Here is a 15,114-nt window from a genome sequence, read left to right as displayed (position 1 = left end):
GGTGCAGATGCTGTTCTTTCGGGCAGGGAGGAGAAAATGCCCCGATGTTCGAAAAGGGTGGCAGAAAGCAGGGAAGCCGCTGAAACCCTGTCGTTTTTCCTCGATGTATTTGTCTGACCTATAGTCGAGAGTTGCCGTTTCTATTGGAAATGCAGGTGCTGCAGCGCCCAGGCCTAGGGAAACACCGATGGCTGGCGCTTGGGGCCCCTACCCGGACCGCTCTTTCGGGAGTACCTGCCTCCGCCCGCCAATAAAACAGGAAGGTTCGACCATGATCCCACTGCGCTTCGGGCTCCGTGCCTGCGCGATGCAAAGTGCATCACGGCAGGGAGACCGCTCATGCTGACGTTCATTGCCCAGCGTCTGATCAAGGCGGTCATCATCCTCTTCGCCATTACCGTGATGAATTTCCTGCTGATCCACTCGGCACCTGGCGATCCGGCCCTGGTGATGGCCGGCGAGGCAGGCGAGGCGGACCCGGAGTTCATCGCGGATCTGCGTGAGCGTTTCGGCCTGAATGATCCTCTTTACGTCCAGCTCTGGAAATATGTCTCCAACGTTGCCCAGCTGAACCTTGGCTATTCCTACCGCCAGGACATGCCGGTGGCACAGCTGATCGCCCAGCGTCTGCCTGCGACGCTGATCCTGTCGCTGGCTGCCTTCGCCATCTCGCTGGGGCTGGGGGTTCTGGCCGGCATCGTCGCTGCCGCCCGTCAGGGGCGGTGGTCCGACAGCGTGATTTCCGGCATCGCTCTGCTGTTTTATGCAACGCCGCTGTTCTGGCTGGCGCTGATGGCTGTTCTGCTGTTCTCGGTCGAGCTGGGCTGGCTTCCGGCCTTCGGCTACGAAACTGTCGCTTCGACGGCCACCGGGCTGGCGCGGGCGCTCGACATCGGCAAGCACCTTGTCCTGCCGGCGATGACGCTGGGGCTGTTCTTCATGGCGGTCTATGCCCGGATGACCCGCGCCTCGATGCTTGAGGTGAACCGGCTTGATTTCGTCAAGACCGCCCGTGCCAAGGGTCTGCGCCCGGGCAAGATCCAGCGCCGCCACGTGCTGCGCAATGCGATCCTGCCGGTGGTCACGCTGGCGGGTCTGCAGGCCGGGCAACTGGTCGGCGGCGCGGTGCTGATCGAGACCGTCTTCGCCTGGCCCGGCATCGGCCGCCTGATGTTCGAGGCCCTGCAGTCGCGCGACTACAACCTGTTGCTGGGCGTCTTCGTCATGTCCGCAGCGATGGTGCTGTTGTTCAACCTGATCACTGACCTGCTTTACCGCGTGGTCGATCCGAGGATCCGTCTGACGTCATGAAACAATTTGTGCAAACTTTCAGCCGCAACCGTGGCGCGGTGCTTGGGGTCTTCATCCTGGTGGCAGTCCTTCTGCTGATCGCCACCGCCCCCTTCCTGTTCCCTCGCTCACCCTGGTCCATTGTACAGCGTCCCTTCCTGCCGCCGCTGTCTACGCCCGGCTTCCCGCTGGGAACGGATACCCTTGGGCGCGACATTGCCTCCGCGCTGGCGCATGGTGCCTATGTCTCTCTGCTGGTCGGGGTGATCTCGACCGTGGTCTCCCTGGCCATCGGCATTCCGATCGGGGCGCTCGCCGGCTATTTCGGGGGCTGGATCGATGACGTGCTGATGCGCGTGACCGAGTTCTTCCAGGTGATCCCCGCCTTCGCCTTTGCAGTCGTTCTGGTGGCGATCTTCCAACCCTCCATCTACTCGATCGTCGCGGCCATCGCGATCGTCAGCTGGCCTCCGGTGGCGCGTCTGCTGCGCGGTGAGGTCATGTCGATCCGCTCTCGCGAGTTCATCGAGGCGGCGGAGCTTTCGGGGCAATCCGGTCTGACGATCATCCGTCGCCAGATTCTGCCCAACACGCTGTCCCCGGTGATCGTTCTGGCCTCGATGATGGTGGCCACCGCGATCCTGACCGAAAGCGCGCTGTCCTTCATGGGCCTGGGCGATCCCAACATCATGAGCTGGGGCTACATGATCGGCGCCGGTCGCACGGTGATCCGGCAGGCCTGGTGGGTCAGCTTCTTCCCCGGCCTGGCTATCCTGCTGACGGTGCTGGCCTTCAACCTGATCGGAGAGGGGCTGAACGATGTCCTCAATCCGCGCCTCGCAAAGCGGAGGAGCTGACATGCAACAGGGACTGAACACGACGGTTGCCGAAGCACCCCGGCAAAAGCCCGCGCCGGTCGTCAGGATCGAGGACCTCCGGATCCAGCTGCCCGAAGGCGCCGACCGGCCCTACGCGGTGGATCGCGTGAACTTCAACCTCTACCCGGGGGAGATCCTTTGCGTGGTCGGCGAAAGCGGGTCGGGCAAGTCGATGTCGGCAAACGCGCTGATGGGCCTGCTCCCCGAGGGCGTGCGCGCTTCTGCGGGCAAGATCCTGCTGGAGGATCTGGATATCCTCAAGCTCAAGGAAGCACAGATGTTCGACCTGCGCGGTCGTCGCATCGGCATGATCTTCCAGGAGCCGATGTCGGCGCTGAACCCGCTGATGCGGGTCACCGACCAGATCGAGGAAGTCTTCGAGGCTCATGGCGTGCTGACACCGTCGGAACGTGCGGCCCGCGCGCTTGAACTGCTGGGCGAGGTGGGCCTGCCCGACCCCGAGCGCGCCGCGCGTTCCTATCCGTTCCAGCTGTCGGGGGGGCAGCGTCAGCGGGTCGTCATCGCGATGGCGCTGGCCCTGGAGCCGCAGGTGCTGATCGCGGATGAACCCACGACTGCGCTGGACGTGACGACGCAGGCGCAGATCCTCGACCTGATCCAGAAGCTGCAGCGCGAGCGCAACATGGCGGTGATGTTCATCACCCACGACTTCGGCGTGGTGGCCGAGATCGCCGACCATGTCTCGGTCATGCAGCTGGGACGCGTGGTCGAAGAGGGGCCCGCGCGGGAGGTGCTGCTGAACCCGCAGCACGACTACACCCGCAAGCTGATCGCCGCGATCCCGAAGCTGCAGGCCGGCGTCGCAGCCGCCCCGACCCGGGAGCCGCTCATGGTGGTCGAGAACCTGTGCAAGACCTACCACATCGGCGGCGGCCTGTTCCGAAAGTCGAAGAGCGTCGAGGCGGTCAAGGACATCACCGTCACCATCGGCCGCGGCGAGACGTTGGGCATCGTTGGTGAAAGCGGTTCGGGCAAGTCCTCTCTGGGGCGCTGCCTGGTCCGTCTGCAGGACCCGGAGGCCGGCCACATCCTGATGGAAGGTCAGGACATGGCGGCGCTGAAAGGCGAAGAGTTGCGGCAGATGCGCCGCAGGGTCCAGATGATCTTCCAGGACCCCTATGCCTCGCTCAACCCGCGCATCCGCGTGGGGCAGGCGATCGCGGACGGCCCGATTGCCTTTGGCGAGAACCCCAAGGTGGCCATGGACCGTGCCCGATCCCTTCTCGAAACGGTGGGGCTGGGGGCCGAAAGCTACCGCCGCTTCCCGCATGAGTTTTCGGGTGGCCAGCGGCAGCGGATCGGCATCGCCCGTGCCCTGGCGCTTGAACCCGAGATCATCGTCGCGGACGAGGCGGTCTCGGCGCTGGACGTGTCCATCCAGGCCCAGGTGCTGGACCTGCTGGGAGAGTTGAAGGAAAAGCTGAACCTCTCCCTGATCTTCATCACCCACGACCTGCGCGTCGCGGCCCAGATCTGTGACCGCGTGATGGTCATGAAGAAGGGCCGGTGCGTTGAAATCGGCTCCGGCGCGGACATCTTCGACGCGCCGAAGGATCCCTATACCCGTTCCCTCATCGAGGCGATCCCCGGACGCGCCTACGAGGCAGAGCTGGCCTGATACCTGTCAAGGAACCTGAAATGAACAAGCATACTCCCAAGCCGAACTCGATCGAGGCGCGCGACATCGCGGCCCAGGTGCACGCGGTTGTCGACCACAAGCTCTACGAGGAAACCGGTGGGCTGGTGATCGAGGAAGGCCAGGGCATTTACGTCACCGACAATAACGGCAAGACCTATATCGAGGGCCTGGCAGGCCTGTGGTCCGTCGCCGTCGGCTTCAACGAGCCCCGCCTGGTCGAGGCCGCGGCCAGGCAGATGGCCAAACTGCCCTACTACCACATCTTCAACTACAAGACCCACGGCCCTTCGGTCGAGCTGGCCGAGAAGCTGATCGAGATCTCGCCCGAGCCGTTCACCAAGGTCCACTTCACCTCCTCCGGCTCCGAAGCCAATGACCTGGTGGTGAAGATGATCTGGTATCGCTCCAACGCGATTGGCAAACCCGAGAAGAAGAAGATCATCGGCCGCATCAAGGGCTATCACGGCGTGACCATCGCCGCCGGTTCGGTCACCGGCCTGCCTGCCAACCACGGCAGCTTCGACCTGCCGTTGGATCGCATGAAGCACACGCTGACCCCGGACTATCCGCGTGACCACCTGGAGGGCGAGACCGAAGAGCAGTTCGTCGCCCGCATGGCCCAGGCGCTGGAAGATCTGATCCTTGAAGAAGGCCCCGAGACCATTGCCGCCATGTTCGGCGAGCCGGTCATGGGCGCGGGAGGTGTCATCGTGCCGCCCGCCGGCTACTGGCAGGCGATCCAGGAGGTGCTGAAGAAGTACGACATCCTGCTTGTCGCGGATGAGGTCATCTGCGGCTTTGGCCGCACCGGCCGGATGTTCGGGTCGGAGACCTTCGGCATGGAGCCGGACGTGATGACCACGTCCAAGCAGATCTCGTCGTCCTACATGCCTCTGTCCGCCATCCTGATGACCGATGAGTTCTTTGCGCCGATCGCCGAGGAAAGCCACCGCCTGGGCGTCTTCGGGCATGGCTATACCGCTTCGGGGCATCCGGTGGCGACCGCCGTCGGCCTGGAGAACCTGAAAATCATCGAGGAACGCGACCTGGTCGGCAACGCGGCCCGCCTCTCGCCGCAGTTCCTGGGGCGGCTGAAGGCACTGGAAGAGCATCCGATCGGCCTGTGGTCGCGTGGCGTGGGTCTGCTGGGCGCCATCGAACTGGCGCCCTGGGACGGCGACCCCGGCAAGACCGGCCGCGCGATTCAGGACGCGCTGCTGGAAGAGGGGGTGATTGCCCGCGCGGTTGGGGATGGTCTTTGCCTGTGCCCGCCGTTGATCATCACCGCGGAACAGATCGACGATCTGTTCGACGCCATCGGCCGCGCGATGGATACGGTGGCCGCCCAGATGAAGGACGCCTGAGCCATGGACACGATCACCAAGACCGATCTGGGGGAAATGAGCGCCGTGGAACTGACGGGGCTCTACCGCTCCGGAGCCGCTTCACCCGTCGATGCGACCATGGCCTCGCTGGAGCGGATCGAACGCTTCGATTCCACCGTCAATGCCTTCGTTTACGTGGTGGCGGATGAGGCGCTGGCCGAGGCCCGGGCCTCGGAGGCCCGCTGGAAGGCAGGCGCGCCGCTGTCGGAGATCGACGGCGTGCCCGCCACGATCAAGGAGCTGACGGCGGTGAAGGGCGTCCCCTTTCATCGCGGGTCCTTTCTGTTCTCGGACGATCCTGCGCCCAGGGACCTGGAAATCGTCAGCCGCCTGCGCGATGCCGGCTGCCCTATCCTGGGGACGACGACATCGCCCGAGTTCGGCTGGAAGGGGCTGACCCACGGGCCGCGCAACGGCAACACCGTCAACCCCTGGGATACACGCATGGCTTCGGGCGGATCGTCCGGGGGGGCGGCGGTTGCAGCGGCCCTGAACATGGGCGTCCTGCATGAGGGGTCTGATGGGGCGGGCTCGATCCGCATTCCCTCTGCCTTTTGTGGCGTCTTCGGTATCAAGCCGACCTTCGGCTGGGTCCCCTCGACTGCCCCCACGGGCCTTGAAGGGCTGGCGCATCGCGGACCGCTGACACGGGTGGTCGAGGATTCCGCGCTGTTCCTGAATGCTGTTGCCGGTCCTTCCAGCGATCAGCTCTATGGCTGGTGCCCGCCGGATGTGCCCGACTTTGCGGGCGTGGTTCGCGAAGGCCCCGAGGCGATCCGTGGCATGAAGATCGGCTACGCAAGAACGCTCGATGGCTACGCCGTTTCTTCCGAGGTGGCTTCTGCCATCGACCGTGCCGCCCGCCGCATGGCTGAGCTTGGTGCCGTCGTCGAGGAGGTCGACCCGGGCTTCGCCTCGCCGCAGCAGGCGCTGTTGGATCTTTGGTATGCTGCCCAGTCGCTGGCGGTGGAAAAGGCCGATCCAACGCCCGAGTTGCGCGCGAAGATGGACCCGGGCCTGGTAGATATCGCGGAACAGGGGCGCTTGCTGACGGCCCGCGATTTCCTGCGCGCAAGTCAGGTCCGCGCCGACCTGAAGGTCGCCATGGCGAAATTCCACGAACGCCACGACGCGCTGCTGTTGCCGACCATGCCCATTACCACCTTCGAGGCGGGCGTGGACGTGCCGCCGGGCAGTGGCATGACGGAATGGACCGACTGGTCACCCTTCACCTATCCGTTCAACATGACCGAACAGCCGGCGGTCAGCGTCAATTGCGGCTTTTCCGAAGGCGGCCTGCCGATCGGCCTGCAATTCGTGGGCCCGCGTTTCCGTGATGACATCGTGCTTCGGCTGGCGGCGGCCTATCAGGCGGCCTACCCCGAGGCGATGCCCCAGGCACCGATCGTGAAGTGAAAGCCGACGGCCCGGGTCACATGTAGATCCGGGCCTCGAACGGGACGGCCGATATTTCGTCGCGCAGCGTCTGCAAGAAGATCTCTTCGGCGCGATTGAGCTTCGCCAGGGGATGCCAGAGCAGGTGAACATCCACCGCAGGCACGTCTTGATAGGGGGGCAAGCGACGAAGTCGATGCCTCTCGACGTCTTCGGCAGCAACGTGGATGGGCAGCGGGCCGATGCCGATCCCTGCGATGATAAGTCGTTTCAGTTCTTCCAGGTTCGATGAACGTGCAACCGGGTTCGGGTTGGTACGCATCGTCAGCATCATCGCCGTGACAGGGTCGATCTCTGCAATGTTGGAGACGCAGCGCTGGCCGGCCATGTCCGCGTCCGAGATCTCGGTTCGATGGAAGAGCGGGTGTTTCGGCCCGCAATAGAGACCGAAGAACTCCCTGTAGAGGACCTCGGAATCCAGTTTCGGGACTGGGTCCCGCATCAGGCAGATCGCCGCGGTCGCGCGCCGGGCAGAGACCAGCGCCACGCCATCGCGCGAGGAGACCACCTCGATCGAGAGTGTGGCACGTGGGTTTGCCGTGTGGAACCGCGCCAGTGCACGGTCGACGACGGGGCAAAAGACGTGACTGGCCATCACCAGCGAAACATGTCCCTGGACCTCTTCCCGCGTCTCTCTCAACAGCACGCCAAGGCGGCGAACGGCGCCCTCGATCTCGACTGCCTCGTCGCGCAGCAGCCGGCCTGCCTCTGTCAGTTCGAAGTGTCCTGGTCGGCGGTCGATCAGGTAACGCCCCAACTTCTCCTCCAGCCGTTTGAGTGCGGCCGAAACGGTCGGTTGGGCGAGGCTCAGTCTGTCTGCGGCATCCGATACCGATCGGCTCTGCGAGAGGACGACGAAGGTGCGCAGCAGGTTCCAGTCAAGATCACGCGAAAGCTTCAGCGACGCGGGATCCTCCCGGTTCACGGCCATTCGGGTCGGCTGGCCGTCGATTTGGGGAATTCGGCCATCGTCCCGGGAGAGGGGGGCTTTCCGGTCACGATCCGTCATCAACTCTACCCTCGTCCAGTCTGGTCCGTCCGTCACGTTAAGGGCTGTCGCGGGCAGGGAACAGATGCAAATGAAATTGGCGGGGCCCGTTTCCGGACCCCGCCATTTGTTTAACCGAAGCAGCTACTTAGGGTTTGATCCAGGCGTCCAGCGTGCCGTTGTTGACACCCGAGCCGGTGGTCACAAGGTCTTGCACGCTGCAGGAGTAGATGGTCGGGAAGGCCATCTCGGTCAGCCACAGGACCGGAACATCCTCGCGCAGGATCCCCTGAACTTCGGTGTAGAGTTCCTGACGCTTGGATGCCGGGAAGGCGACACCGGCTTCTTCGAAGAGCGCGTCGACCTCCGGGTTGACGTAGTGCTCGACGTTGTTCCAGGGGCTGCCCGGATCCATGTTGGTCGAGATGTAGTTGCGGGCCACGCCAAGTGCCGGGTCACCGTTCTGGTAGAGGTAGGTGAAGGCGAGGTCATAGTCTCGCTGCGCCAGGCGCTGGTTCCAGCCGGCAACGTCCGAGGCTTCCATATCCACCTTGATGCCGACTTCGCTGAGGTTCTGCTTCACCACCTCGGCCCAACGTTGCCAGGTTTCGCCGTAGGGCAGCGGCAGCAGCTTGATCGGCGTACCGTCGTAGCCCATTTCCTTCAGCAGGGCCTTGGCCTTCTCCGGATCGTGCGGATAGAACTCGTCCTCGGGGGCCGAGTAGAAAGGCGTGGTCGTGGTAATCGGACCCGTCGCGACAGACCCCATGCCGTTCCACAGAACGTCCACCATGAAATCGCGGTCGAGCGCGTACATCATCGCCTGGCGGAAGCGCTTGTCGTTCATCGGGGCGTGTTCGTTGTTCACCCAGATCCAGCTGAGGGGCGAGTAGAATTCCCAGCCAGCCGTGGTGTTGCAGGTGTTGTCGAGCGCGGTCAGGCGGGGCACGTCGAAGTTTTCGACGGAGCCGCCGGGCAGCACGTCGACGGTGCCGGTTTCGAAGGCGACCGACCGCGAGGAGGCGTCGGGGATGATGTGATAGGTCACGCCATCCAGGTAGGGAAGGCCATCGAGGTAGTAATCGTCATTCTTGATCAGCTCGATGTAGCTGCCCTTTTTCCATTCCTTGAACTTGAACGGGCCGGTGCCGATCGGGTTCTCGGTTGCGGAGGCCTTCGTCCAGTCGGTGGTGCCTTCGAAGATGTGCTTCGGTTCGATCGGCAACGAGCCGTAGTTGAACGCGCGGATGAAGGGTTCGAAGGCGGATTTCAGGTGGAAGACGACGGTGTAGTCATCGGGGGTCTCGATGCTTTCGACATGCTCCATGGTCTGGCGGGCTTTCACCAGGGTATGCGGCAGCATGTCTTGAAGCGAGAAGACGACGTCGGCGGCGGTGAAGGGCTCTCCGTCATGCCATTTGACGTTTTCGTGCAGGTGGAAGGTGTAGGTCAGGCCGTCTTCGGAGATCTCCCAGCTTTTCGCGAGGGAAGGCAGCGGTTCGAGGTCGGCGTCGTAGCGCAGCAGGCTTTCATAGATGGAGCCGGCGACCAGACCTGCCGGGCCGTTGGCGACGATGCCGATGTTCAGGCCGGGCGGCTCGGGCTGCACGACGATGTCGAGGACGCCACCGGAGACCGGTGCATCTTGTGCGATCACCGGGGCGCCAGCCAGCGCGGTCGTAATGGCCAGCGCGGAGAGAAGTGTCTTCATCATTTTCTTTTCCCTGTTGAGTTGGTCAGTTCCCGCGAAGTTTCGCGGTGCATGCAACGACCCGACGGGTCGCTGCGGATTCTTCTGTGCCTGGCGGGCCCGACTGGGCCGCAGGCATCATTTGCCAGAACCGCGAGGCGGCAAAGGCTTGGCGGTCGGCGGTCCGAAGACCCGCCGATGACCCGTTATGACGGGCGCTGAAACTGGCGATTGGAGGGCATCCGGCACCGCCTTCCGACGGTTCTTGCCGCAGTCGAAATGACCGTTTCAGCCGCGTCCTGTCAGAGGGAGCCCGGACAGGTTTGCCGATGTGTTGTAATCTTCATTCAGCCTCCATTTGGGCCTCTTGCTGTTACAGGTTTCGCAGGATCTGTCTTTGGTGCAAGCGTTTTGGCGGGTGGGGCCGGAGATTGACTAACCTTATGCATTTATGCCGAAATATCGGTCTTTTGTGCCGTTTTTTGACCCGGATTTCTGATCCCTTCCGGCAGAGATTTGGGGTCGTGTGGCGGGTTGCTGCGCAGGTTCGCACAAACGGCTCAATTTCCGGAAAGAATGCCCCTTCCGGAGGTCCAAAATGCGGTGGCCCGGGCTTGTCTTGCCTGGAGCGGCCACCCGATTCGCTTGCTGTGCCGGGCGGCTAGGTCGACCTGTCCGCCTTGCGCTCAGCTCGGTCCTGCCTGTTGCAGGGCGAGGTCGAGAAGTACCTGCGCCCCTCCTTCCGCCTGGCTGGGCTCGCACCATTCCGCTTCGCTATGGGAGATCCCGTCACGGCAGGGAACGAAGATCAGCGCGGTCGGGCAGAGGTCGTTCATCGACAGTGCGTCATGGGCGGTCAATGTGGGCAGTTCACAGGCCTTCAGGCCCCGCGCCTCTGCCAGTTGGATGACGCTCGTCCGCAACCCCGGATCGAAATCCAGAGCCTCACGGTAGTGGCGGTGTTCCAGGTCGATAGACAGGCCGGTGTCTTGTTGCACCCTGGATACGGCTGATCGAATCTGGTCTGTCATGGCGTCCCGCTCTGCGCTGTCCGCGTGCACGACGGCATAGGCCATCTGTGTCAGGTGGGGGATGTTGACACGGTTGTTGGGCCAGTTTTCGACCATTGAAACGCCAACCATTCCAAGCGGTTCTGCACTGGCGCCGATCTGTTCGATCGCAAGGATCAGCCGGGCCGCGCCGGTCAGGGCGTTGCGCCTGCGCGACATTGGCGTGGTCTGGGTGTGGCCGTTCTCTCCGTGGACCGTCAGGTAGCCCGAGCACATGGAAGATGACCGGCTGACCGCCGCGATATCCATGCCCGCGGCTTCCAGTTCCGGGCCCTGTTCAATGTGCAGTTCCAGGTAGCTGTGCGGGACGCGTCCGCCGACCGGGGCAGGGCCCGCTTGACCGGTCCGCTGCAATTCATCCCCCAGGCGGATGCCGTCGCTGTCGCGCCGGTCCAGCGCCTCTTCGAGGGAAAGCTTCGCTGCGAAAATGGCCGAGCCCATCACGCCAGGCTGAAAGCGTGCGCCTTCTTCGTTGGTCCAGTTCACCACCTCGATCGGGCGACGGGTTTCCAGGCCTGCGGCGTCAAGCGCCCGGCAAACCGCCAGTCCAGCCAGAACCCCCAGGACACCGTCAAAGCGGCCTCCGGGCATCTGGGTGTCGAGGTGGCTGCCGATCAGCACCGGTGCGGCGTCAGGGTCCGTGCCTTCACGTCGGGCAAAGATGTTGCCGATGGCGTCAGTGGTTACCGAAAGACCAGCCTCCCGGGCCCAGAACCTGAACAGGTTGCGGGCCTCTCGGTCCGCGTCACCCAAGGCGGGGCGATAGCTGCCCCCTGCCTCGGTCCCGCCGATCGCACCCATCGTCATGAGGTCGGACCAGAGCCGTTGTCCGTCGATCGTCGCAGCATCTGTGGTGGCGGTCATGCGGGGACTCCTCGGCGGTCGGTCTGGTTCGCGCTGCCCGCCAGGGTGAAGGGGGATTGCTGCGAAATTTGGCGGGCGTGCCCCCGGCGGTGACGTTTTGGAGAATTTGAACTCCGATTTCTTTTCACTTTCTATCAAGATGAACATATTAAAGCAATATATCGGAATATTGTCGCGCGGCGACGGGGATGGATCTGCCTCATGAATAAGCAGCAAGGGCGGGCGCAGCGTGCTGTCGGCGACGAGAAGACCAGGAAGGCTCAAGGATGAACGATTCTTTCACGGGGCTCTCCGGGGCGCAGGATGGCGAGGACAACCAGATCGGGGCCGAGCTGAAGACGCGGGTTGCTGAGCTCGGGGACGATGCTGCTGCCGGGATTGCCGCGCAGCTTTACGGCCTGAAGGTCACTGCGGAACGCTTGTGGGGCGAACGGGACAACAATTTCCGTGTCGAGCAGGCCGACGGGGTGGGGCATTTGCTGAAGGTGCTGCATGAAGGCGAGGACCGTGAGGTCACGCGGATGCACTCCATGGTGTTGGCTCACCTGGCGGTCGCCGATGCGGGGGTCCCGGTCCAGCGGATCGTCGCCACGCAGGGCGGGGCACTCGACGCCAGGGTAGCAATGCCGGATGGCGCCGTGCGCGCGGTTCGGCTCACGTCCTTCCTGGCCGGCGAGGCGCAGCGGCACGCTCCCGAGAGCGCCGGATTGCGCGAGGCGATTGGCGCAATGCTGGCGCGTCTGCACCTTGCACTGTCCAGCTACGCGGGACCCGTGGCCAGTCAGCGCATCACATGGGACATGAGCAATGCCAGCCTTGTGCGGAGCCTGCTTGATCACGTTCCCACAGAGGCGGCTCGGGCCAGGCTGGGCGGAATCCTTGATGAATTCGAAACCCGGACCCTGCCCGTTCGAGAGGCGCTATCCCCCCAGCTGATCCATGGCGACTTCAATCTTGATAACATCCTGGTCTCTCCCGAGGCGCCCGGCGCAGTCGCCGGGATCATCGACTTCGGCGACATGGTGGTCGCGCCCCGGATCTTCGACCTGGCTATTGCGGCAAGCTACCAGATGGGCGCTGTAACTGACGCACTGGAGGCCGCGCGCGACGTGCTGAGGGGCTATTCCGCGGAAATCGCGATGGACGAGGCTGAGCTTCCGCACCTGATCCGGGCGATCCGGATGCGCCTGCTGCTGCGGGTGGCCATTCCTGAATGGCGTTCGACTCTCATTCCCGAAAACCGCGCCCGCTATTGTCGGGATGTCGAAAATGTCTGGCGCCTGATCGATGAGACGGACGCACTTACGCCGGGCGATCTGGTTGAAAGCCTGGTCTCGAAGAAGGAGGCAGCGCGATGAAATCCCGCTCCGGAATGCTGAACGGTTTCGACATGGCGCAGCTGGAAAGGCTGCCGAAGGGCGACAGGGAGCTGGTTCAACGCCGGGCGCAGACCTTGGGGGCCTCCTACCGACTGTTCTACGACCTGCCGCTCAACATTGTCCGTGCCGAGGGCGTGCATTTGTTTGATGCCGAGGGAAACAGCTATCTCGACGCCTACAATAACGTGCCCTCTGTCGGTCACTGCCACCCCAGGGTGGTCGAGGCGATTTCGGCCCAGGCGGCGGTCCTGAATACCCATACCCGCTATCTGGGCCAGGGGGTTCTGGACTACGCGGACAAGCTTCTGGCGCTCTTCCCGCAGCAGATGGACCGGGTAATGTTCACCTGCACGGGCAGCGAAGCTGTCGATCTGTCGCTGCGGCTTGCACGTCACGCAACAGGGGGCGAAGGCGTCGTTATCACCCGCAATGCCTATCACGGCACGACGCTGGCTACGGCGGAAATCTCACCCTCGCTCGGGGCGGCGGTCCCGCAGGGGCCGAATGTCGTTACTGTTGCTCCACCTGATCCTCTGGGCGCTGCGGATGTCGGTGCCGGCCTGGCCGCCCGCGTGGCCGAGGCCTTTGCGCTGCTGGAGCAGCGCGGCATTCGGCCGGCGGCCTTCATCGCGGACAGTCTCTTCACCTCTGATGGCATCTTTGCGGATCCAGCCGGTTTCCTGCAGCCGGTGCTTGCCGTAGTCAAGGCGGCCGGAGCTCTCTTCATCGCGGATGAGGTGCAGCCGGGTTTTGGCCGCACGGGAGAGAATTTCTGGGGCTTCCAGAGGCACGGGATCGTGCCCGACCTTGCGGTCCTGGGGAAGCCCATGGGGAATGGAATGCCGATCGCAGGGGTGGTGGGCCGGGCGGACGTAATCGATCGCTTCGGTGAGGATATCCGTTATTTCAACACCTTCGGGGCGAACCACGTGTCCATCGCTGCGGCTGACGCAGTGCTCGACATCATCGCCGAAGAGGGGCTGCTGGAAAATGCGCTTTCGGTCGGGCGCATGTTGAAGGACGGGCTGACGGAGCTGAAGGGGAGCTCGCCGCACCTGGGAGACATCCGCGGCTCTGGCCTCTATGTCGGCGTCGACATCCGGGGGAATGAGCACCGTTCGAGTGGGGCCTTCGCCCATGCCCTGACAAATGAAATGCGACGGCGCGGCGTTCTCATAAGCACGGCCGGGCCTGAGGGCGCGACCCTGAAGATTCGCCCGCCGCTTTGCTTCAGGCACGAGCATGCATCAGAATTGCTCGACGTGATGGAGGGTGCCTTGACTTCGGTCGCTGCAGGCTGAATCTCAACGGAACGAGGGGCTTAATCTATTGGAATACCGACTTGCACGATTCATCTGAGCATTGGCTGGAGACGGTGTTCGGGTCTCGGGATCGGCCTCGATCAAAGTCTGATCGGGCCTATGATCATATCCGGAACGCCATCATCTCCCTTCAGATGCCCCCTGGTGCGGCGGTCAATGAGCGGGACATCGGGGAGGGGCTTTCGATCTCGCGCACCCCGGTGCGAGAGGCGGTCCAGCGCCTGAGCCGCGAGGGATTGATCGTCATCATTCCCAGCGATGGCACCTTCGTGAACAAGATTTCGCTGCACAGCGTGACACAGGGTTTGCTTGTCCGAACGGCGCTGGAGTTGAGCGTGCTGCCATATGCCGCCCGGCACTACTCGGCCTCCAATGACCGCGCCTTCGATTTCCTGGCGTGGCTGATGAAGGAGGCGCATGAGACCGGGGACAACGACCAGGCCTTGATGTTGGACAGCGCGTTTCACCGGCTGATCGCAACCGTCGCGGGGTTTCCGGATGTATGGGACATTGTGCACCGTAGCACCGGGCAACTCGACCGGGTCCGGCGGTTGTCCTACGAGCGGAGCGGGCTTCCCGCTGAAGTGGAAGAGGAACACGCGGCGCTGAGAGACGCCCTGCGCCGCGGTGACGCTGAGGGCGCGAAGGTTTTGATGCAACAGCACCTGGGAGATATCGAGATCGTCTCCCGCACCATCGCGCAAAAATATCCGGACCTGGTGCGGGATGAAGACGGGTGAGCGACACCCCTTGGGATTTCATTTCTGACCATCACGGGCTTCACGAACAGTCTTCCCGGGAACGCGGGTAGCGCGATCAACGGGGGCCACGATCGGTGTGTTTCGCCGTAGTGGTGTGTCATAGTTGCCCGGCCGTTCTGTCCTGATGGTGCAACGGAGCCGCAAGGCAAACCTGCTGTTCCCGGCCTGTCTTCGGGAGGCAGGCGCAGAGGTTTGAAACCTCTCACGCCTGCCAAGCACATCAGGGACCTGCGCAGCCTCTCGGGCGTCTCGAAAATCCCCCTTCTGAACAAGACACATCGGCAACCGTCCGGGCCCTGCTCGCCGTGTCATCTGCGTGGATTGCAAAAGGCCGCCCGGGGGCGGCCTTTCGTTGGGTCCAGGGTGGCCGGG

At 63.5% G+C, this 15,114-nt stretch carries 11 protein-coding genes; 8 read left to right on the top strand and 3 right to left on the bottom strand.

Annotated elements, in window-relative coordinates:
- Positions 1-339 precede the first annotated feature (339 nt).
- Genes AC2IR1_RS21290 through AC2IR1_RS21270 form a run of 5 tightly spaced genes read left to right on the top strand, consistent with a single transcriptional unit; the run spans position 340 to position 6,629 of the window.
- Positions 340-1,311, top strand: a complete 972-nt coding sequence (locus tag AC2IR1_RS21290; RefSeq protein WP_486473980.1) for an ABC transporter permease — start codon at positions 340-342, stop codon at positions 1,309-1,311.
- Positions 1,308-2,147: an ABC transporter permease gene (locus tag AC2IR1_RS21285; RefSeq protein WP_486473979.1), complete on the top strand. Its 840-nt coding sequence runs from the start codon at positions 1,308-1,310 to the stop codon at positions 2,145-2,147. The genes AC2IR1_RS21290 and AC2IR1_RS21285 overlap by 4 nt, the downstream gene beginning before the upstream one ends.
- Before the next feature lies 1 nt (position 2,148).
- Complete coding sequence (locus AC2IR1_RS21280) at positions 2,149-3,807, top strand: ABC transporter ATP-binding protein (protein WP_486473978.1); 1,659 nt, start codon at positions 2,149-2,151, stop codon at positions 3,805-3,807.
- Between the two features lie 20 nt (positions 3,808-3,827).
- Complete coding sequence (locus AC2IR1_RS21275; protein ID WP_486473977.1) at positions 3,828-5,192, top strand: aspartate aminotransferase family protein; 1,365 nt, start codon at positions 3,828-3,830, stop codon at positions 5,190-5,192.
- A 3-nt stretch (positions 5,193-5,195) separates the two neighbouring features.
- On the top strand, positions 5,196-6,629 hold the full coding sequence (locus AC2IR1_RS21270; RefSeq protein WP_486473976.1) for an amidase: 1,434 nt from the start codon (positions 5,196-5,198) through the stop codon (positions 6,627-6,629).
- A 16-nt stretch (positions 6,630-6,645) separates the two neighbouring features.
- On the opposite strand, the gene AC2IR1_RS21265 is transcribed toward AC2IR1_RS21270, so the two are convergent.
- The 3 genes from AC2IR1_RS21265 to AC2IR1_RS21255 all read right to left on the bottom strand — a co-directional run bounded on the left by AC2IR1_RS21265 (position 6,646) and on the right by AC2IR1_RS21255 (position 11,280).
- The gene (locus tag AC2IR1_RS21265; RefSeq protein ID WP_486473975.1) at positions 6,646-7,677 is read right to left on the bottom strand and encodes a LysR family transcriptional regulator; all 1,032 of its coding nucleotides are present in this window, start codon (positions 7,675-7,677) and stop codon (positions 6,646-6,648) included.
- A 127-nt stretch (positions 7,678-7,804) separates the two neighbouring features.
- Positions 7,805-9,367: an ABC transporter substrate-binding protein gene (locus AC2IR1_RS21260; RefSeq protein WP_486476446.1), complete on the bottom strand. Its 1,563-nt coding sequence runs from the start codon at positions 9,365-9,367 to the stop codon at positions 7,805-7,807.
- A 665-nt stretch (positions 9,368-10,032) separates the two neighbouring features.
- On the bottom strand, positions 10,033-11,280 hold the full coding sequence (locus AC2IR1_RS21255) for a hydantoinase/carbamoylase family amidase (protein ID WP_486473974.1): 1,248 nt from the start codon (positions 11,278-11,280) through the stop codon (positions 10,033-10,035).
- A gap of 266 nt (positions 11,281-11,546) precedes the next feature.
- On the opposite strand from AC2IR1_RS21255, the gene AC2IR1_RS21250 reads away from it, so the two are divergent.
- From AC2IR1_RS21250 to AC2IR1_RS21240, 3 genes are read left to right on the top strand one after another with little or no spacing between them, the layout of a single operon-like run.
- Complete coding sequence (locus AC2IR1_RS21250) at positions 11,547-12,638, top strand: phosphotransferase (protein WP_486473973.1); 1,092 nt, start codon at positions 11,547-11,549, stop codon at positions 12,636-12,638.
- The gene (locus AC2IR1_RS21245; protein ID WP_486473972.1) at positions 12,635-13,960 is read left to right on the top strand and encodes an aspartate aminotransferase family protein; all 1,326 of its coding nucleotides are present in this window, start codon (positions 12,635-12,637) and stop codon (positions 13,958-13,960) included. The genes AC2IR1_RS21250 and AC2IR1_RS21245 overlap by 4 nt, the downstream gene beginning before the upstream one ends.
- Positions 13,961-14,001: 41 nt before the next feature.
- Entirely contained in the window at positions 14,002-14,721 is a 720-nt protein-coding gene (locus tag AC2IR1_RS21240) for a GntR family transcriptional regulator (RefSeq protein WP_486473971.1), read from the top strand.
- The last annotated feature ends 393 nt before the right edge of the window (positions 14,722-15,114 follow it).

Source organism: Pseudooceanicola sp. NS-SX8 (assembly GCF_057380755.1).
Note: the sequence above shows the minus strand (reverse complement) of the source record. Positions and strands in the feature narration are given on the sequence as shown.